The 20,384-nt window shown below is 33.5% G+C and carries 20 protein-coding genes; 4 read left to right on the plus strand and 16 right to left on the minus strand.

Features of this window, described 5'->3' with window-relative positions; translation table 11 throughout:
• Nucleotides 1-216 precede the first annotated feature (216 nt).
• Complete coding sequence (locus H9650_RS16785) at nt 217-693, plus strand: STAS domain-containing protein (protein ID WP_318245420.1); 477 nt, start codon at nt 217-219, stop codon at nt 691-693.
• 549 nt (nt 694-1,242) lie between these two features.
• Here H9650_RS16785 and H9650_RS16790 read toward each other — a convergent pair.
• Nucleotides 1,243-2,499 carry a GNAT family N-acetyltransferase gene (locus H9650_RS16790; RefSeq protein WP_191697687.1) on the minus strand — a complete coding sequence of 419 codons (1,257 nt, stop codon included), beginning with the start codon at nt 2,497-2,499 and terminating at the stop codon, nt 1,243-1,245.
• 264 nt (nt 2,500-2,763) lie between these two features.
• On the opposite strand from H9650_RS16790, the gene H9650_RS16795 reads away from it, so the two are divergent.
• Nucleotides 2,764-3,282 carry a C39 family peptidase gene (locus H9650_RS16795; RefSeq protein ID WP_191697688.1) on the plus strand — a complete coding sequence of 173 codons (519 nt, stop codon included), beginning with the start codon at nt 2,764-2,766 and terminating at the stop codon, nt 3,280-3,282.
• Here H9650_RS16795 and H9650_RS16800 read toward each other — a convergent pair.
• Nucleotides 3,275-4,156 carry a 5'-3' exonuclease gene (locus tag H9650_RS16800; protein ID WP_191697689.1) on the minus strand — a complete coding sequence of 294 codons (882 nt, stop codon included), beginning with the start codon at nt 4,154-4,156 and terminating at the stop codon, nt 3,275-3,277. The genes H9650_RS16795 and H9650_RS16800 overlap by 8 nt on opposite strands.
• A gap of 99 nt (nt 4,157-4,255) precedes the next feature.
• On the opposite strand from H9650_RS16800, the gene H9650_RS16805 reads away from it, so the two are divergent.
• Nucleotides 4,256-5,470, plus strand: coding sequence for an NAD(P)/FAD-dependent oxidoreductase (locus H9650_RS16805; protein ID WP_191697691.1), 1,215 nt, complete (start codon nt 4,256-4,258; stop codon nt 5,468-5,470).
• Between the two features lie 108 nt (nt 5,471-5,578).
• Here the strand turns inward: H9650_RS16805 and H9650_RS16810 are convergent, their stop codons facing one another.
• The 14 genes from H9650_RS16810 to H9650_RS16875 all read right to left on the minus strand — a co-directional run bounded on the left by H9650_RS16810 (nt 5,579) and on the right by H9650_RS16875 (nt 19,689).
• The gene (locus H9650_RS16810) at nt 5,579-6,499 is read right to left on the minus strand and encodes a polysaccharide deacetylase family protein (RefSeq protein WP_225216138.1); all 921 of its coding nucleotides are present in this window, start codon (nt 6,497-6,499) and stop codon (nt 5,579-5,581) included.
• 70 nt (nt 6,500-6,569) lie between these two features.
• A complete protein-coding gene (locus H9650_RS16815; RefSeq protein WP_191697694.1) occupies nt 6,570-7,304 on the minus strand; it encodes a hypothetical protein in 735 nt (244 codons plus the stop codon).
• Between the two features lie 24 nt (nt 7,305-7,328).
• The gene (locus H9650_RS16820) at nt 7,329-8,741 is read right to left on the minus strand and encodes a GNAT family N-acetyltransferase (protein ID WP_191697696.1); all 1,413 of its coding nucleotides are present in this window, start codon (nt 8,739-8,741) and stop codon (nt 7,329-7,331) included.
• Between the two features lie 144 nt (nt 8,742-8,885).
• On the minus strand, nt 8,886-9,983 hold the full coding sequence (locus H9650_RS16825) for a glycosyltransferase family 4 protein (protein WP_154310174.1): 1,098 nt from the start codon (nt 9,981-9,983) through the stop codon (nt 8,886-8,888).
• A gap of 27 nt (nt 9,984-10,010) precedes the next feature.
• The gene (locus H9650_RS16830) at nt 10,011-11,720 is read right to left on the minus strand and encodes a GNAT family N-acetyltransferase (RefSeq protein WP_154310172.1); all 1,710 of its coding nucleotides are present in this window, start codon (nt 11,718-11,720) and stop codon (nt 10,011-10,013) included.
• Entirely contained in the window at nt 11,708-13,264 is a 1,557-nt protein-coding gene (murJ, locus tag H9650_RS16835; RefSeq protein WP_225216139.1) for a murein biosynthesis integral membrane protein MurJ, read from the minus strand. The genes H9650_RS16830 and murJ overlap by 13 nt, the downstream gene beginning before the upstream one ends.
• Nucleotides 13,265-13,267: 3 nt before the next feature.
• Nucleotides 13,268-14,542, minus strand: coding sequence for an O-antigen ligase family protein (locus H9650_RS16840; protein WP_191697698.1), 1,275 nt, complete (start codon nt 14,540-14,542; stop codon nt 13,268-13,270).
• Between the two features lie 43 nt (nt 14,543-14,585).
• Nucleotides 14,586-15,623: a glycosyltransferase gene (locus H9650_RS16845; protein WP_144538680.1), complete on the minus strand. Its 1,038-nt coding sequence runs from the start codon at nt 15,621-15,623 to the stop codon at nt 14,586-14,588.
• Between the two features lie 93 nt (nt 15,624-15,716).
• A complete protein-coding gene (locus H9650_RS16850; RefSeq protein WP_191697699.1) occupies nt 15,717-16,409 on the minus strand; it encodes a CpsD/CapB family tyrosine-protein kinase in 693 nt (230 codons plus the stop codon).
• A complete protein-coding gene (locus tag H9650_RS16855) occupies nt 16,378-17,136 on the minus strand; it encodes a YveK family protein (RefSeq protein ID WP_191697701.1) in 759 nt (252 codons plus the stop codon). Before H9650_RS16855 ends, H9650_RS16850 begins: the two co-directional genes overlap by 32 nt.
• A 50-nt stretch (nt 17,137-17,186) precedes the next feature.
• The gene (locus tag H9650_RS16860) at nt 17,187-17,768 is read right to left on the minus strand and encodes a sugar transferase (RefSeq protein WP_225216140.1); all 582 of its coding nucleotides are present in this window, start codon (nt 17,766-17,768) and stop codon (nt 17,187-17,189) included.
• A 489-nt stretch (nt 17,769-18,257) separates the two neighbouring features.
• Nucleotides 18,258-18,746 carry an MgtC/SapB family protein gene (locus H9650_RS16865; RefSeq protein WP_144538689.1) on the minus strand — a complete coding sequence of 163 codons (489 nt, stop codon included), beginning with the start codon at nt 18,744-18,746 and terminating at the stop codon, nt 18,258-18,260.
• A 62-nt stretch (nt 18,747-18,808) separates the two neighbouring features.
• Nucleotides 18,809-19,159 carry a VOC family protein gene (locus tag H9650_RS16870; RefSeq protein WP_191697702.1) on the minus strand — a complete coding sequence of 117 codons (351 nt, stop codon included), beginning with the start codon at nt 19,157-19,159 and terminating at the stop codon, nt 18,809-18,811.
• A gap of 65 nt (nt 19,160-19,224) precedes the next feature.
• A complete protein-coding gene (locus tag H9650_RS16875) occupies nt 19,225-19,689 on the minus strand; it encodes an SAM-dependent methyltransferase (protein WP_191697704.1) in 465 nt (154 codons plus the stop codon).
• A 149-nt stretch (nt 19,690-19,838) separates the two neighbouring features.
• On the opposite strand from H9650_RS16875, the gene H9650_RS16880 reads away from it, so the two are divergent.
• Nucleotides 19,839-20,270 carry a GNAT family N-acetyltransferase gene (locus H9650_RS16880; RefSeq protein ID WP_151113260.1) on the plus strand — a complete coding sequence of 144 codons (432 nt, stop codon included), beginning with the start codon at nt 19,839-19,841 and terminating at the stop codon, nt 20,268-20,270.
• Nucleotides 20,271-20,384 lie beyond the last annotated feature (114 nt).

The following is a 20,384-nucleotide window of genomic DNA, read 5'->3' on the forward strand; positions in this document are numbered from 1 at the left end:
GCAAATAATAAAGTATCTACAAATCAAAGCATCTACTTTTCATACTGCGACGAGCAGTACGATGAAGTACGTCATAAAAGATGCACGATTAGAATAAATAGTTTATTCTTTCTATAGAAGATATTTTTCGCATTATAAATTATTTACCGTTAAAAGGGGCTGCTCTAATAGAGGGTCCCTATTTTTTTCTAAGGCTACAGAATAAAAAAGTCAGAGGTGTTTTATTTGTCGCAAGAAAATGAGATTATTGAATTAAAAGAGAAAATTGCTCACTATGAGCGCATTATTAAAACTATGTCTACTCCGATTATTCCATCCATTGTCCCAAAAACAATTTTAATGCCAATTGCTGGATACATGTACAAGGAACGCTTTGAAAATATTGAGACACAAACATTGCAATATATTGGAGAGCATAAAGAAGTTGAGCATGCCATTTTCGACTTTACTGGTGTTAGCGTTGAACATATAGAGGAGTTTGACTACAATGATTTGGCTGTATCCATTTCACAGTTGAACAGTTCTTTACGTTTAATGGGAATTCGACCTATTTACGTAGGTTTCAATCCTAAATTTATCCGAGAAATTGTTCATGCGGATTTACATGTGAATATTGAAACCTATAAAAATTTCCGTGAAGCTTTGAATCATCTCTTAGCAGAGGCAAACAAAACGATTACTTCTAAATATTAAAAAGTAGTTGCCAAAATTTCAACTAGCTACTTGAATCTAATTATTTATACAAAAATTACTCAGGCATCAAAATGCTCTGAGTAATTTTTATTTTTCTAATTTCTATCACCGCACATTAGATTAAGCATCATTTGTGTACTTATTATCACCCATCAAATAATTTGAGTCTTCACCAGGCTTTGCATTGGAATTAATTGAATTTTGGTTGTTATTCTTAATTTTGTTATTTCTTATTTCCACAAATACGGCCAAGGCAACAACAATCAAAATTGGGATAGCAAATATAAGTATAAGAACACCTCCAATTACTTTAAGAACTCTCTCTTAATTCACGTAATATTCAGAATAAAGTTCCTCATTTCCTTTTTCAGCTAGAATTTATTAGTTATCCTCTAACATTTTTACTTAGAAGATTTAGGATTATCTTTAATTAAAATGACTTCAAAACATAGAAAAGCACATTAATTCAGTTGAATTAACGTGCTTTTTCATGTGTTTCTTTTATATTACATAAATTAATCTGTGTTACTATAAGCTTCACATTTTTTCTTAAAAATTCGTCATACAAATAGGGCCTTTTCTTGGCATAAACCAATCATCTAAATCGTCGGTAACAATATTGTGAAGCTCTATTTCCCCGTAGTTATTTAATTCCTTAATTGAGACACACCCCATCCACCAGGCACTCAGGTCCTGAATAGTGATTTGGATATTTGGTTGTTTAATTTCTGCTTCAAGCTTTCTTGCCAGCCATTTCTCATTAGAAAAGCTAAGCTCGAAGAGGCCATTTTGTTCTGGAATAAAACTATCCTCAATCTTTACTACTATTTTAGTATTTTGTATAGGTTTACGAAGAGCTTGATCATTCATATTTTCTATAAATTGAAAAATGTCTGTAATACGGTACATTAGACCAGAACCAGTCCTCGCAACCTCGTGGTAGACACTAGGTATTAGATGATTGGAATCATTCGGTGGATTGTTTAGGCTATAAATAAAAGCGGGATTGTTAGTACTATAAATAACACGATCCACTTGATCTTGCTGTGAATGAACCCATGCCGCTAGCTGTTTATACGCCTTCTGATTTAACCAAACCCATTCATGAATTACTAGGTTTTGGTGTAAAAAATTGCTATCCTTCACTGGATCTAAGGTAAACGCTAATGCACCAATGAGTTGGCCTTCTTCTCTTACACCTACATAAAGTGTTTTTGCATTTTTTATGTGCTGCCGTTCATTCCATGTCCGTGTAATCATCCCATGATGCTTTTCTGCAAACTTATTGTATACAGCTACAATCTCCTCTTCGTCCGCAGGAGATAGTAATTGAACAAGATCCTTCTTACCAGTGCTGTTAAACGAGCCTGGTTTTATTTTAAATTCATACTTTATTGGACCATAGCCATATCCCATTTTTCGATAAAAGCTTGAGCTAAATGGATAAAGAGCTACAAGTGTAACCTTTTCCTTCCGGGCCTCCTCATGAAAATGAGAAAGCAATTGGAAAGCAACCTTTTCTTTTTTATGTAGAATATGTACAGCTACCATTCCAATGCCGAAAATTCTTTGAAACTGTCCATTTATATTGCATTCGAAATCGCTTCTTCTGTATATACCTACTAATTGGCCCGCTTCATTAAAACAGCCATAATATTGGATGCCATTATGTTCCTTCTGTTCTCTTATGAATCGTTCTACAAGTTCCTGCTTTTTCTCCGATGACTGAATTCCCATCCCCGGGTAAGCCATTGAAACTAAATCTGCTGTAGCTGCATAATCCTTTTCCTCTAGAGCTCTAATCAATCCATCCATCCCCTTCCATCACGTCAAAACAATTTTTGCTTTTACTCACAACTTTTTGGGTAATATAAATGTATTATAAATTATTTTCTGGAATTAGATATAGCTTATTCCAGAAAATATATAGAAGCATAAATTAATGGAAATAATTAGCCCATGAAGCTTCAACCTATTCATATAACAAGTCATAAATATTCAGTTTCAGCTAATAAAGTACTATTATGAAATAAACGCATTAGAAATGTAAAATATGCAGGAGGTTATTTTATGAAAATCCAATTGCCTGTTAAAGGTTTTTCTCAATACGATGCAGCAGTGGATGCTAAATTCCAGGCCTCCGCCTGCGGGCCGGTTACCGTTTATGTGCTCTTAAATTATCTAATACCAGATAAACATGCTTATATGCCTAACGAATTATATAAAAATCTGAAGGGTACTCGAATTGGCCTGTTTACCTATCGCTTTATAAAATATTTGAGAAAGATGCTTGGCACTAGTTGGACAATAGACAAATGCTCCGTTGACGAAGCTATAGAGGAGCTACGTCAGGGGCGTCCAGTCGCATTGAAATTTGATAAGTATTTCACCTTTCAGTGGAGGAAAACATTTTCTTTTTCCTATCACTGGGTTCCACTTATCGGCTTTGAGCAGACTAGCAGTGGCCTTTTTTTAATCGTTCATGATAACGGAGGAAGAAATCGAGCGAGCACCATTCGAAAAATAAAGTATGAGTTAAATGCTCCTATACTCACCTTCGTAAAAATGGTTCCTCCACAGGTTACTTAGTAGACTGCAGCTGTCTTGCTAAAATGGTATATCCTTGATCATATAAGAAATCGTATTTATCAGACTCAATATTTTGAAGCTGAAGATGATCAAGCTCAGCATCAATTGGCACATCTCTTCTAATAGTAGCAAGTTGCTTTGAAAGATGAAGCATATCTAAATCCGTTTCGATTTTTGTTCGTTGGCCTGTTTTTAGCAGGTGGAGAGATTCTACTACATTTTCAACAGATCCATAGGTTTGAATAAGTTGTAATGCTGTCTTTGGTCCGATTCCCTTTACCCCTGCATAACCATCACTCGAATCCCCCATAAATGCCTTAACATCAGGGAAAAGTAAAGGGGAAATTCCATACTCCTGCTGAAATCTGTCCTCAGTGTACATATCGTATATTGTGAAGCCTTTTTTAGTAAAGGCAATTTCTGTAGAGGAATGTAATAATTGAAGTAAATCCTTGTCCCCACTCACAATCGTAAAGCGTGCGTCATCCTGCCATTTATGCGTAATGGATGCAATTGTATCGTCAGCTTCCATCCCTACTAACCCAAAGTTTTTCCAACCTAGATGCTCGGAAAGCTCCTGAGCCATATCAAATTGTGGAACAAGTTCAACAGCAGGTTTAGGTCGATTCGCTTTATATCCGTCAAAAAGCTCATTGCGAAATGTATTCATCCCTTTATCCCAGCAAATAGCCATATGAGTCGGTTGCATAATATTTTGTGCAGCTAGTACATGTCTTGCAAAGCCCTGTACCGCATTAGTTGGAATTCCTTTGTCATTTTTAAAATAATTGCCTGACATTGCTGTTGCAAAAAAAGAACGGAACAGAAGTGCCATGCCATCTATAACTAATACATGTGGTTTATCTTGGTTCATATATAACATCCTTCTTAATTTTATTAGCTTATAGTATACCATGGATTGAACTCCAAAATTGTGGGTATATAATCTATAAAAATAATCGGAGGATAATATATGAATATTCATAACGGGTCTCTTTATTGGCCAACTACTACAAAAGCATTTGAACCTAAAATAGCGGTACATCCATTAGATATGTATGATGTTGTGATCGTTGGTGCAGGAATGTCAGGCTCTTTGACTGCCTTGGCTCTCGCGGAAGCAGGCTTACAGGTAGCTCTATTAGATAAACGAGTAATGGGCTCAGGCAGTACAAGTGCAAACACTGGCCTGCTACAATATTCAAATGACATTATGTTACATGAGCTAATTGACCAAATTGGAGAAAAAGATGCAGTTCGTTTCTATCAGCTTTGCTACGAGGCAATGGATCATTTAGAGCTTGTCGCTAAAAGTTTAGATGAAGATCCTGACTTTATTAGAAGACCGAGCCTATGCTTTGCAAGTGAGGAAAATGACGTAGAAAAACTGAAGGCGGAATACATAACTCTACAAAAGTATAACTTTCCATGTGACTATCTAGGAAGAAATGAGATAGCGAGCAAATTCTCCTTTGAGAAGGATGGTGCTCTACTGACGCTGGGAGATGCAGAGGTGAACCCTTTGAAATTTGTTCAAGGAGTTCTAAGAAAAGCTGAAAACCTAGGTGTTCACTTGTTCCCTTATACGGAAGTGATAGATGTAGTAGATGTAAGTGACCATTTAGACATTCGCACTTCTGGACAAAACTTCTTTGCTAAGAACATTGTCTACACAACCGGTTATGAAACAACGCCGGTAGGAAAACGTGTTGGTGCAGACATTAATCGTTCCTATGTAATGGTGAGTAATGTAGTGAAGGATTTATCCGATTGGCATGAGCAGGCTTTAATATGGGAGACACAGCGTCCCTATTTGTATGCTCGGACGTGTAAGGAAGGACGTATAATCGTCGGTGGATTAGACGAGGACAAACCAGAGGCACCTCAATCAGATGAGCTAATCATGAAAAGAGCTGAAAATCTCTTAAAACAAATTAAAGAATTATTTCCTAAATACGATTTAAGTATCGATTACGCCTATGCGGCTAGTTTCGGAGAATCAATTGATAACCTCCCATTCATCGGTCAGCATCCAACGAAGGACAAACACTATTATCTATTAGGGTACGGTGGAAACGGAACTGTTTACAGTATGCTAGGCTCTCATATATTAAGAGATTTATTGACTGGTCAAAAGAATGATGATGCTGAGATTGTTCAATTGGAGAAGAAATACGGGGTTCGATAATTTTAAAATAAAATAATGAGGCAAGTGCTGTCTTATTTATGGAAAGCAAGAATGTTGTTAAAACCACATTCTTGCTTTTTAGTTACTTGAAATTTTGGGGATGGAGTACTAGGTGTTACTATCCACTTCTCTTTTTTCATCTAAGAATTTATCTGCTACCTCTTTCATATTTAGGGATTCAAAACCATATCTATCCCTCAAAAATTCTACATGCTTTAAGATTTCCTCTAAAAAGCGTAGGTTTTCTTCTATATTTTTTCCGAAGTTATGTGGATGCCACCAGAGATGAAACACCTTATCTTCCCTTGCTGCTTCCGTTAATCCTTTTTTTATTCTTTCTAGTCTTAGCCCTTCTAATACACGAAGTTTTTTGTTGTATGGACGCAGAAATCTACTAGATTTTATATTTAAAACGGAAGTTGCCTTTATACTATTTATACTGTAAGTATGGTGACCAGTCACCATAATATAGGCGTCTAGCAGACGCATTGCTCTCTTAATCGGCAAATTAGTTTTGCTTGTATATGGCCTATAGATCCAGCTATCTTCATTTCCTCTATAGGCACTGATACCGTACATTTTACAAACTTTCAAATACTCTTCATTTGTTTGGTTTCTGGGAAATACTAAAGAAGTAACACCCTCCTGTAGTTCTGCCACGTTCTCTAAATCCTTTTCAAAGTTTTTAATACTTTGTCCAGATTCTAAACAGTAATAATGAGAAAATGTATGTGTCGCGATTTCTTGATTTGGAGCTGTCTTAATAACTTCAATCAATGAACCTGCGTAGTGGTAAGGGTCTACACTCTCCTCCTCTCCAACATAGGATAATATGTGTTTAGGAGAAAATTCCTCTTGTTCATATGGGAGATCTAAATTATCCAGTCTTTGTAACAGCTCTTTTTTATTTTTACAATATAGCATCCCAACAATCGCCCAAGTAGCGTGGATCTCATAATCATTAAACAACTGCAGCATTCTAGGAATGGCAATCCGAGACCCTAATAAATTTCCCTTATACTTTTCCAATGAAAGAACGTCATGTACTCCCCAATTCATCTCCATGTCTAAAGAAATTACAAGAACACCCAGTTTCTCTTCACCTCCTCATATATAAATTTCTTCCCCACAAAACTATCTTACCAACAGAGGATTTTGCCTTATAACCTGAATATACTTCTACGATATCCCCTCCGAATTCTAGCTTAAAGTTTCGTATATTTTCATTGTCCGTAAGCCCACCCATGTCATAACGTTTATGATTAGACCTTTTAAAGTAAAGGATATTATGCCACAGCAAATATCTACTTGCTTCACTTAACATTCTTTTTTCTATTGCGCTTTTAAATTCCTTATAATAAGAAGCGGAGTATAGCGACAGCACGTTTTCACCATCAGAAATATATACTCGATAACATAGAGTTTCTTTATCGCTATTTAATATTTTTGTAATAACTAAAGCATTCTGATCTCTAAGTCTTTTCATTGTATTTATATGAAAAGCATTACAAGAATAGGTATCCTTAGTTTTAGCAAATGCATTATAAAACCTCTGGAAATCATATATGTCTCTAATTGTGGGATTATCTAATTCTTCTATTATAAATTCCCTATTCATTGCTCTTCTAATTTGTTTTCTATTGCTAGATCTTAAATCAAAGAATAATAATTCTTCCTCTCTTGTTAAATCAATACAGCTTGTTTCCACCTTTGAAAGTCCCGATGAAAAGGTGGAATGAGAAAACCCTTCAATATCTTTGCTTGATTGCAACTCTTGATTTTTTTCAGAAAAATAGTAGCTGTGCATTTTAAAAAACAAAAATTTTCTTTCCAAAACAATTATAAAGGCACCTTCTCTTTATTTTACTTTTCTTCTCATCTTGTGTGCACTATTAGCCTGGTCCAGCTTTAATCTCTCAATAATTTGAAAACCAAATAATTTTAGCTTTTCTTGACTCGCCTTATCTGTAAAATCCACCAATACATAGATATTATTTGGAAGATAGATCTTTTGTATAAAAGAGAGTTGTTTTTCAAGTTCTTGTCTATTCCACGAACCTAAATATACGGACCTTGCTGGTAATTCCTTGAGAAAAACCGTATCTTCATTAAAGATAAAATTTTCATTTACCCAAAATGCCTTAGAAGGATCGATTGAATAATAACCTTTGCTTTTCCTAAAAGCCTTCTCCAGCGACTCCCTTCTATTATTTTCTGAAGTCAGTATATCTATATTAGTCACACCTTTAAAATCACTTACTGCCTTTACTTGAGTATCAGTAAGCCTCGCTAAAAGGTATTTATATTTTCTTACACTAAGAGATTTACTCTTTTTGAATGCAACCTTTTTTCTTGCTAATTGTTTTTTCTTTAAGAAAAAGATTATTTTGGTGTACCTTGCCTTTAAAGTTTTAGTCGAAACTATAATACTATTAGATGAAGATGAATGTATTAAACTATTATTAGCGACTTTTATGTGATGGCTTAGTACCTTTTCAAGTTCGTAAATAGTAAAATCTGGGTGAAAGCCATATGCGTATTCTTCATAAGTCCCTCTACAGTTCAATACAAAGGAAAAAGCGACAATTTCCTTCTCAATTGCTACAGTAACCACTTTCAATTCCAGTGCAGCTATTTTGAGCTCCTGTGATAAATTTTCTAAAAAAGTAAGATCGTAAGAAGAAGAAAAGCAGAAAGGCTCTCTAGATTTACAAATGAATTCCTTATATTGAGAATAGGAAATTTCATCAATAGCCACATTACCTAGTTCTTGTAATCTTTCTATTCCTAATATATTATTTCCCTCATCTATGATGGGGGCATTCAAGCTCACAGTTACTTTACTCAGTAAATTTCGAGCTTTTAAATATGCAGAAAGCTTTAAGAAAAGAATTTCGCTCATTTCTGTAAAATGAAACACAGCATGTTTATGAGTCTCTATTAATTTATCCATCAAAAACATAAGCACTCTATCTAGATTAGAATGCTGTACTATAAAATCTAATTTACATATTCCAGGAAGAGATAACATTTGATAAATAGGTATTTTATATTTTATTGATATATTAAAAGGAAAAAAAGCTATTACTTTTAAATTTTCCTTAATACCAAATACTGTTACATTATGGTTAAAAGCTTTGTTCTTCCACCAATTTATAAAAAATTCATATTCAAAAAAATGGTTAGTATTGTGGTTTAATTCTAGAATGGAGGACCATTCCTTCTTATACATCTGCAATTGCATAGGACTTTTTATAACGAAAAGTTCCAAATAAAACTCCTTTCTTTTTTTATTTAAACCAAATCGTCAGTAAAAAAACTATATGATTATGCTTTTGTCATAGAAAACTTCTCCAGTAAGAGCAATAAGCGTTTTTACTGTGACGGAGTCGTTTTTCATATACAGCCTCCTACGTTATAGTAGTTCTTTTTTATTAATCACTTTATGATAAACTGAACACGTTTTTTCATACATAATTGAAAACGTAAAAGATTCTAAGTAAATATTTCTGCTTTTTTTCCCCATTCTTAATCGTAGTTCCTCATCTTCGATCAATCTTTTTAAAAGGTCCGAGAGATTGTCCTTAATAAGAAATCCATTTTTGTTATTAGAAACCGCCTCTTTTACACCCCCTACGTCTGAAGAAATCACAGGAAGACTGTGCATCATAGCTTCTAATATACTTAATGGTAATCCCTCCCACGAAGAAGTGAGCACAAACAGGTCAGAGTTTTTCAATACAGAAGAGACATCAGAGCAATTACCTAAAAAAAAGACTCTATTATCTAGCTCATTTTCTACAGTTGCTAACATTACTTCTTGCTTTAATGATCCATCCCCTACAAAAATCATTTTCCATTGCAGGTCTTTTATTTGAGCTAAAGCTTTTATTACATCTAGATGTTTTTTGGGGGCTTCAAAACGTGCAACCATTACTATTACTACTTCATCCTTTTTGGTCCTATTACTTAAAATGCTGTTATCATGCACTCCGTTTGTAATTGTTACTAGTTTTTCCGAAGGAAGTACTCCATTATTTATGGCTAACAGGCGATCTTGTTCACACACAGTTATAACAGTGCGTGATAATTTTCCAACTTGTTTTTCAATCAATCTATAAAACATTTTTTTTCTTGTTTCAACCCCTTCAGCAAATGCCCAACCGTGTGCTGTAAAAACAAACGGAAGCCGCAGAGACCAACAAGCAATTCTTCCTAATATACCAGCTTTAGACGAATGAATAGCGACGATATCTGGACTAAGTTCCTTTAGCTTTTTCCTAATCTCCAAGATAGCCTGAACATCTTTCCATAGGTTAATATTTCTCCTTAAAAACTTTGTTCGAACATATGCAATACCATCTACAACTAAATCCGAATCGGTAGTTTCTTCACCACCCGACATTATAGTAACCTCATGACCATCAGTTATAAGCTGTCTAGATAAATCCCGTACGTGGACTTGGGCTCCTCCAAGCTCATTCATATGGGTTATCAATTGAACAATGCGCATTTATCTCCCTCTTCTACATAGGGTTATTTAAGTAATCATCATCTTAGTAACACCGAAAACAGTTCTTTTAACAATCTTCTCTTTTAATATGAAACCGTGTTTTTCTAGCTCTGCTATTTTCTTTTTTTCTCGTCGTTTAACAAAAACGAATAGCTTATTCACATTACTTTTCTTTTTTATATAGGAACAAATATCCGCTATATTTTCTATTTTCCAATTTTCTATTGAAATAGAGCTTTTTCTAAAGTCCTTCAAATAGGATATCTCATCTATACGAAATACCTTTTCGTTTAACCAAATAACATTCTCGTATTTAACCTCTTCACTATCATAAAACCCTTTACTTCCTCCATAAATTTTTGTACAAATATCTCTCATAAATGGCTGAAATATAGAGTATTTAGAAGTTGAATCCTTTATAGTAAGTTCCGTATATGACTTAATTCCATCTCTAGCTTTTACATCTTTTCTTGGTATTTCATATATATAGTAACTTTTCATATGGAATATTTTTTTAAATTGCATTGCAAGAAATTCTAATATTATTTTCCTAGCTTCTTTTGCTTCACCTTTACGGAAAATATTTTTTATGATGTATACAGCTTTACCTAGCTTGTTTCTTTTAAATAACACTATCTTTTGGTTTAATTTTACTGTTGAGATTAAACCTTCTTTACCCGATAATATTCTCCTGTACATTCGACTTAATAGTGTACTAGATGAAAAAATCATTTTAGTCGTATGATCCACATCTGTATTCCACTCAAATTTATACGTTTCATATCCAATACTTAAATCGAAAACTGTTATGTCCCGTTCACTACATTGAAGGATTTTTTCTTTTTCTAGAATTCTACCTGGACTAAATACATCGTAATCATCATCAAATCCTAGTACATAGCTGATATATCTTCCTCTGCATCGGTATCCATAGTTAAAGGCAATCATTTTACCATCCAAGTAAAGGCCATCTATCTCAGTTTGACAATCTCCAGTAGTTCGAGTGGCTAAACTCTTATAAAACTCTCTTTCTTGTTTATAAGTAAAACGACTCGTATCATGTTTCTTTTTCCATCTCTTATGATGAATATCAAATATTTCTTCCATTTTATCTGGCCCTGTTACTAATACATCAACATTCCCATTTTCCCTTATACGTTTTTCTCTTCTATCTAATCGGTGTATTTTTTTCCGCTTTTTCATATATTCTTCAAGTTCAATTTTCTTTAAATTAATGTATGGAGTAATAACACGATGTTTAGTATGAGGATAATTATTTTTTTGCAGAAAGTTACTTAACGCACGAAAGGTGTCACTGCTTTCAAGTATGCCATGCAATTTAAAAACTACATGCTTTTTCTTTTCTATAATTGAGTCAATTACAAATCTAATAAGGGCTTCTAGTTTTCTATTAAAAGCGATAATTTCCATATAATTTGCTTGACCTAGACCTAAAAAGGAGTATTCATACAAAGCACCTTTTTTTGTATATAGAAAAGGAAATATAGCTACTATCTTTCCATTGTCTTTTACAACGGAAATTTCAATATTTTCACTTCCTCCCAGATGCTTCCACCATTCATATATCCACATAAATTCTACAAACGGATTTGTGTTTTGCTTAGTATCTAGTATCTTTGTCCATTCCTTTTCAACAAGTGCCAAATCCTCAAAAGAGACAATTGTATGCAGCTCCAAGTTTTTCAGTAGCTCAATCCTTTCTTCTAATTGATCCATTTCTCTTTTATATAATTTATAATTGTTTTTGTTTCAGATACTTTAAATAAAGTGATCAGTAATATATATATAACTATCCCTACTAATACAACAATAGATAGTTTTAATAATTCACCCATAACTAAAGATTGATTTAAGAAATAGACAACCCCACCCATACCTCCTGCGGCAATAGATACTTTTACAAAAGTAATGAGGCATTCCTTTAAACCAAAAGGTCCAATTTTTTTTCTCAGATGAATTACTAAAAGAAAAGAGCAAAATAATGCTGAAATACTCGTAGCTAGCGCTAAACCACTTATGCCTAAAAATCTGGAAAGGATTAAATTAAGAACTATATTTAATCCAACTGCAATAGCAGCATTATACATAGGCGTTTTAGAATCCTGTAACGAATAAAATGTTCTATTGAGAATTTCTCTAATTGCATAACCAATCATTCCAATGCAATAAAAAAATAATGCATGAGAAGTCATTTCCACTGCTTGACCATCAAAATGTCCATGACCAAATAATATTTTGATTATTGGATTAACAAGTATCATTATTCCAACACTAGCTGGAACCACAATAATTATTACACTGGATATTACCTCACTAATAGACTTTTTAAAGTCCTTTTGATTGTCTTGTGCCGCCATCTTTGAGATGAGAGGGAACATAACTGTAACAAAGGAGAGTACAAAAATCCCTTGAACAAAATCATTTAAACGACTTGCATATGTTAACGCCGATATCCCGCCTTCTACCAACATGGATGCAATTGTTTTATCAACCATTAAGTTTATTTGATCAATGGATATTCCAATCATTACTGGAAAAACAATAGTAGCCATTTTTTTTATATTTTTATCTGAGATACTTACAATACGCTCATATTTATAATTAGTTTTCTTGAGTGCAGGAAATAGAAACAGCATTTGAAAAAAGGCAGCTAAAACACTTCCTATAGCTAAAACAACTATATTCGAATGTACGCTAAAATATATGGACAAAATGATGATGAAATTGAATGGTAAACCTACCATTGCTGAGGCAGTAAATTTTTCGTTTATTTGCAGATATCCTATAAACAATTGAGTTAGACTAGTAAAATATATCCCTATCAAGCCTATGCGAGTGAACATCACTGCAATTTTCAATGTCTCCCCATCGAAGCCTAAGGCAAACACTTTTACAAGTAGGTTAGAAGATAGCAAACCTATCACTATTATTCCTGTAGTAATGATAAGAACTATGTTTATCAAATTATTAGTAAACCCCAATGCCGATCTCTTTCCGTCCTCGTGTTCAATTTGTTTATACATAGGTATATATGCAGTCGAAATACCTGCAATAATAAGACTGAACAAAACAGAGGTAATAGTGATGGAAATGATATACGCATCACTAATAGCAGTTGCTCCATAAAAATAAGATAAAGTTATATCGCGTAGAAAGCCTGTGACCTTTGATAAAACTGCTATAATCATTAAAAATACTGCTGTCTTTTTCATCTTATCAATAGAATTTCCTTCTTTTCTCAAGAATTTATATTTATCCAACCACTACTCATATTCGTAGATATTTTTTATCGCAAATAGTAATAATAAATAGAAGCTTTCATTTGATAGTGCATTTATTGATAGATAACTAATACCCATAGCTAAAAGAGGCAGCCAGCTGATGAACGCTGTTCTTCTAAGCTTCTTGGAAGAGGCAAAGACAGTTAACACCGTTATAAACAGGAAGAAAATGATAAAGCCTAATAATCCCCATACAACAAATAGCTCTATAAGAATGTTATGCGTTTCAAGATAAACTCCAGATCTTATATGGTAATCCTGAATTCCCATACCAAAAACCATTAGCTTCCAATCTGAATTCATAAGTGTGAAGTAACTTTCGGCAATAATATTCCTATTACTTGTCAAAGCATCAGGGTCATTAATATAATTTGTAAACCTTGAAAAAAGCAAATCTAACAAAGAAAGAATTTCTTCATGATAAAAAAAAGAAAGTATCGTCGTGAGGATAATAATCATTACGATAAAATGGATTAACTTCTTACTCTTCCTAAGCGAAAGCAGAAGTTTTAGGAGCAAGAACATTAAAGTTATCGTAACAACCAATATGAACATTCTAGAAAGACTCAATATTCCAAAGCCTGCGAAAAAGACAAATAGAAGGGGATAAAATATTTTTTTACCTATACCCTTTCCTCTTAAAACAAGATGAAGCATCGAAAACATGGCTACCATAATATACATAGAAAAATAATTAGAATCTCCAGCTCCGCCGCGAAAACGAATCGTCGCATTTTGATTCAAAATTGATCCGTATAGCTGATAGAACTCTACAATTCCATACAATATAGAAATAACTAACCCTACAAGAAAGTACTTAATCGTATTTAAATGATTATATGTGTTCTTTGAATAGATTAAGTACAAAGCAGCATATAAAACTGCACCTATCCAACTAAAAAGTAAAAAGATAGATTTTAAATTATACGAAAATAAATGTAATGCTTCATAAAAAATAATAAAAATAATAAAAAATAAATACCATTTTGATATATCAATATTTCTGCATTTAATCACTAGCTTAACAAGAGATATACAAATAAGAATGTTCAAAGAAGGAATTGACACAGTACTTGCTGTAAAATGCATTATCCCTAAATTAGGAATTAAAAAGACTAATATAGAAAAGTTTTGATCAATAGTAGAGAATAATATACGAGCAATAAAGTAAATTACAAGTACATACATCCCAAGACCACTATTCAACAGCTGGTCACCAATGAGACAGAAAATAGTAAAAAAAACATCTAAAATCATCCAGCTGTCTTTAAATAGAAAATTTGTAATTTGAGATTGTGGCCTACTGTAGAACACTACTGTATACCTGTCCAAGTTGATATTTAAATTGAGCAATATCACTTAACTCTTCTGCTCTTTGATATGCACCATTTTTTAACCTTTGGTATTCTTTTACAGAATTTAACAGTATGATTATCGCCTCTACAAACTCAAAATCATTTTCACAAATGTACGAGCATGAATCATCTACTATATTGTCTATGCCTGGTAGAAGAGGCACTATCACAGGCTTACTTAAAGCTAGTGCTTCCATTAGAACCATAGGCAAACCTTCTGATTTGGATGTCATTACAAAAACTTTAGAGTGTAAAAGTGCTGGGTAAGGATTCATTTGGAATCCTCTTATTTCAATATTTTTTTGCAAATTTCTTTGTAAAATAACTTTTTGACATACTTGCTCTAGAGACCCGCCACCTAGCATGACTACTCTAAGATTTGGAATTATTTCAATCACCTTTTCACATATACCAATAAATCGAAGCGGATTTTTTATATCTTCATATCTACCGATAAATGCTATATCAAAATCTTTATCCTCCACTAAAAGGGCATTTTTCTTTATCGCATTTATATCTACGATGTTTTTTATTGAGATACATCTAGAAGGAAATCTATTTAAAAATGAAGTTTCTTTTATGATAGGAGATACTACAACTATTTTTTGTATTTTTAAGCATGCTAGAAAAAATACGATAGAATATTTATTTACAGATTGAAGCCAATGTGGATTTTGATGAATATGGGATATAACTGGAATAGTAAAAGTTGCTAACGAACATTTTATAGTTGCAGTAAAATCATGGGCATGTATTAAATCGGGTTTCCATTCTCTAATAATTTTTCTGAGTTGCCGTATAGATAGTTGTTTCATTTCTACATGCTCAATACCTCTGTTTTGTAGAACGTCTTCAATTAACCCACTCGGAGAAGCATAAGCACTTTCATATGAATCTGAAAGAGTGGTGATAATTCCAATTGCTACGTTTTCTGCTCCAGCCAAATCATTAGAACTTAATACATGTAATATTCTTTTTTTCATTTCAACCCCCCCTGTATTTTAAAAGTAAGAGCCACTTCACGTTAGAAATTTATTTTGAAAACAATTAAACAAGTTACTTCTAGTAGGGTTAGTTTACTTATCTCCGTAATACTGATAGTAATAATGATCTTTTTCTATTTTGTAATTGTTCAAAATCATACCTATAACCTTTGCCTGAGAGTTATCCAGTGCTTCTTTTACTTTGCTTAAGGTCTTTTTTTCTGTTTTACCTGCACTTATCACTATTAATGTCCCATCACATTTATTGGCTAATATTTGCGCATCTGAAACTGAAAGTATTGGAGGAGCATCATAAATGATAAGATCGTATAGTTTCCTTGTTTCTTTTATAAAATTATCCATTTCAGCTGAATCTAATATTTCGTTTGGATTAGATGGAATAGTACCACAGGTTATTAAATCCAAATTCTCTTTACCTGAATTCTTAATGATACTTGGAAGGCTCTCCTCATTCCGCAGGAAACAACTTAGTCCTTTGGAGATATGTTTATTGAATGTATAATGGACTGTCGGTTTTCTTAAATCGGCATCTACCAGCAATACCTTTTTTCCTGCTTGTGCAAAGATCAAAGCTAAATTGGAGGCTATTGTCGACTTTCCTTCACCTACAGAAGGAGAGGTAATAAGAAGAGTTTTAAATTCCCTATCTCTCATTGCAAACTTAATATTTGCCCTTATGGTACGAAACTGCTCAGCAACTATTGAATTTAGTTGAGAGTTCAATACTAGTCTTTTACCCTTCGGAATGGTCTTTTTCTGGATCACTTTTTTCCCTCCTCCTCCTCTTTCTTTGTGTTCCTACAACATCCATCACATTTGTATTTATTGGACTAACTATACCCAGCAAGGGATAGTCAATAAGTTCTTCTATATCCTCTTCAGTCTTGACAGTAGTATTAATGAGGTAGAAAAAATAAGCTAAGCCTATTCCGAAAACAACTCCTAGGATGCTAGCAATTATTAAATTTAATGGTAGGTTAGGCTTAATAGGCTTAACACTCTTCTTTTCTAGTGCTGGAGATAAAATAGTAACATTATCAATGCTCATAATTTTTTTTATCTCTTCCTGAAATACATCTGCAGTCATATTGGCTGTTGCTACGGCTGTTTTAAGTTTTTCATGCTCAACAGAAATATTTAATACCTGAGAATTTTGTTCATTCGTTACAGATATTTCTTCAGCAAGAAGATCAGATGTCGTTAACAGAGATAGATTTTCTATAACCTTATCTAAAATGACAGGACTTTTAATAATGACATTATAAGTATTTATAATTTGTAAATTTGATTGAATATCTTGAGTTTCTAAACGGTTACTACTTTTTTCTTTTTGATTAATAAGAAGTTGAGTTGTAGCTTCATATTTAGGTGTTAGAAAAAAGTAGCTAATAACACCTGTTATTAGCACAAATGAAAGAAAGACTGTTATTAACAATATTCTTTTCTTCCTTAACAGTAGATAGAACTCATTGAGACTCATATCCTTATCCATGTTTATCTACTCCCTCTATTTACAACTATCAATTAAGTTACGTCTTTTGACTATGAGGACCATTTTCCTGTTACAACTATCCAAAATGTATTTATTAATATTTTTAAATCTAAGAAAAAGGAACAGTTCTCTACGTAATACAAATCATATTTTAGTTTTTCACCATGAGTAATGGTTGACCTACCTCGAATTTGAGCGTATCCAGTAATTCCCGGTCTCATAAGTAAGCGTTTTTTTTGTATAGGAGAATAATGTGTAGTAATCTCAATCATTTCTGGCCTTGGTCCAACTAAGCTCATATCTCCAATTAAAACATTCCATAATTGGGGCAATTCATCTATGCTATATTTCCTGTAAATTATTCCCACCTTCGTTATTTTAATATGGTCTGGCTTTTCAAATGTAAAGTTTTGAGGCACTTCGTAGCCCCACTGATATGAATGACCTGGAGAATCTACATCTGATGAATCCATTGTTCGAAACTTCCATATTAAAAAAATCCGTTCATGTCGTCCTCCCCTTAGCTGATAAAAAAATATAGGAAAACCTGAGACAAAATATGAAATTATAGAAAAAATTAAGAGAAATGGAGAGAGAATAACTAGAAGAATAAAACTTCCTAAAATATCCAATAATCGCTTTCCATATTTTTGATAAATTACAGATTCCTCCTTTCAAAAATAATTATTATTCTGTACTAGTTCTTTTACATTCATTCTGGATTAATTTTTAATACTAAAGAAATATATGAAAAAAACTAAAAGTATTATTCAAAAATAATATACTTAATCAAACGCTTATAAATTGCCTTCTAGCACTTAAATAACTCTTTTGTTTTGAAGTTTCTTGAAATTCGACCTCATAATTTTTCTTAATAGAGTATATTCACTTAGACAAGCAATAAAGAACAAAAATTTATGATTGTTTTGAGAAAATCCACGACAAAAAAACACCAGTTGTTTCTTAACTGGTGTTTTTTCCATTATTAGTAAAACTTTCAATAGAGTACTTGTTTAATAAAGCTCAAAGAAAACGATAAGATATAAAAGTAGATAATGTTAATTGGTAGACGAGAGAAAAATTTAAACATTTCTATGTAAATAAATTTTTCTTTGTTTTCATTATTCACCATCGCTATCACTATCTTTATCATCAACTTCCTTTCCTCTTGGTGGAAGCATACCCATCTTCTCTAATAGTTTAGGTAGATTCATCGCTACAAACATAAAAACAACAGTAATTATTGCTAAGTCGTAAGCGCCATAGCCTATCGTTAAGCCAACGCAAGCAGTTATCCAAAGATTTGCTGCAGTAGTTAGTCCTCTTTTTACATTATCCTTGTCTACCCAAATAACCCCTGCTCCAAGGAACCCAATACCACTGATGACTTGCGCAGCTAAACGCATTGGGTCCATGTATGGCCCTTGGTTTAACGTGGATAAGCTCATGGCTAATGTAGAGCCTAAGCAAACTAAAATATGTGTTCGTATACCGGCAGGCTTATGCTTAATAGCTCTCTCCAGGCCAATTAGCAATCCGATAAACGTTGCAACAGCTAATCTAATGTACAGATCAACATGTGAGTTAAATAATGAAGTGATAAAATCCATTGAGCATTACCTCCCTTAACAGGTTAGTCTAATTCTACAGTATATTGCTCTTTGGAAAGTCTTTATTCCCAAAAACAGATCTGTGACTTGTTGCCATCTAAATCATATAGCTCAAAATAAGTATTAAGGCCATCCTTTTGTATCGATGACACTCGGACTCCACGAGCCGAGAGTAGCTGATGGGTCTCATCAATGCTTGAAGAAAAGAAGATTGGATATGTAGCATTATCTTGTGCGGCCGGCTCTCCCTTTTCTAACGTCAATGGGACACTGCTCTCTCCAATTTTCAAAATAACGTAGTGGTCTTCCTTGTAATGCTCCTCTAGTCCTAACATTTCCTGATACCAACGACTTGCCTTTTCAATCTCACGGACCTTTAAACAGACAGTATCAATTCGTTCAATTAAGCTCATAGTTTCTCCTCCCCAAAAAGATATTTTATGTTTTATTCGCGAAAGAACGCTCAATTCCTTTTAAGTTACTCCCAATAATTCGACATCAAGTCTGCTGACCAGTTTGGCTGTTTTACCTCTCCCTTTGGAAGAAATTCGTTCATGACAGGCTTAATGTCTAAAACCGGTGTTCCATCTATGGCATCCAACCCTTTTACAAAGATTGATAATCCCTCCCGTTTAATGAGTTCCACAGTAGTAAGCCCTATTTTATTTGGACGATTTTTACCACGTTGAGCGAATATACCAACCTTCGGGTAGTCCGTGTTATTTCTCGGATGCCTAGCAGTATATTGAATCTTATCGTCTGATACAAGGTGAAATAAAAAAATAATCTCTACATGACTAAATGCGTCAATACCATCTAAACTTGTCACGTCCCAATCATTGTTCAATCTTATCTCAGATACTACTTGTCCCCAATAATCATCCTCCGGAGTTTTTCTAGTGTTATGTACCGTTCCAATAGAACTAACGTTAAATGTATTCATAATATTCTCCCCTTTATACAAGCATAGCAAATCATTCTTAAAGGAAACATTACTTATTTGTTATATGAGGTGATAGCTAATTCAAATGAGGACATTAAAGGATTCTCATTAAACCTTGTGGAAATAAATAGAATAAAGGGGGAAATGAAATGATCACACAAGCAACTAAAGAGGAAGTCGAATATATTCTTTCTCATGCAGTAAGCTCTACTTATGATGCAACTCAAATAGAAATTAGTGAAGAAAAGGCAGTCGCAATGCTCCAAGGAGTTTTAGATAAAGGAGGGTTCTACTTAATTGCCAAAGAAGAAGACGGTACCATTACTGGATGGATACTGCTAGGAAAAAACACAGATTACTTTACGGATCAAACATATGGTTTTATTTATGAAATTTATGTACTACCCGAGCACAGAGGGAAAGGTCTATCTAAGTTGCTAATAAACGAAGGAAACGCCTATTGGAAGAGCCAGGGCTTCGACGAGGTTCGTCTAAATGTCTTTGCCTCCAATTTCGCTAAGGAAATTTATAGAAAAATGGGCTTCGAAGAGGTCAACTTCATCATGAAAGCAAAGTTATAAATAGATTCAATAATGACATACACACACCTATGGGGCTCTTGAATCTTTCAAGAGCCCTTTCCTTTGTATAGCAAGATTTATGACCGTTCGCAACAAAATCAACCTTTTGGACAG

The organism is Psychrobacillus faecigallinarum (assembly GCF_014836595.1).
Taxonomy (GTDB): Bacteria; Bacillota; Bacilli; order Bacillales_A; family Planococcaceae; genus Psychrobacillus; species Psychrobacillus faecigallinarum.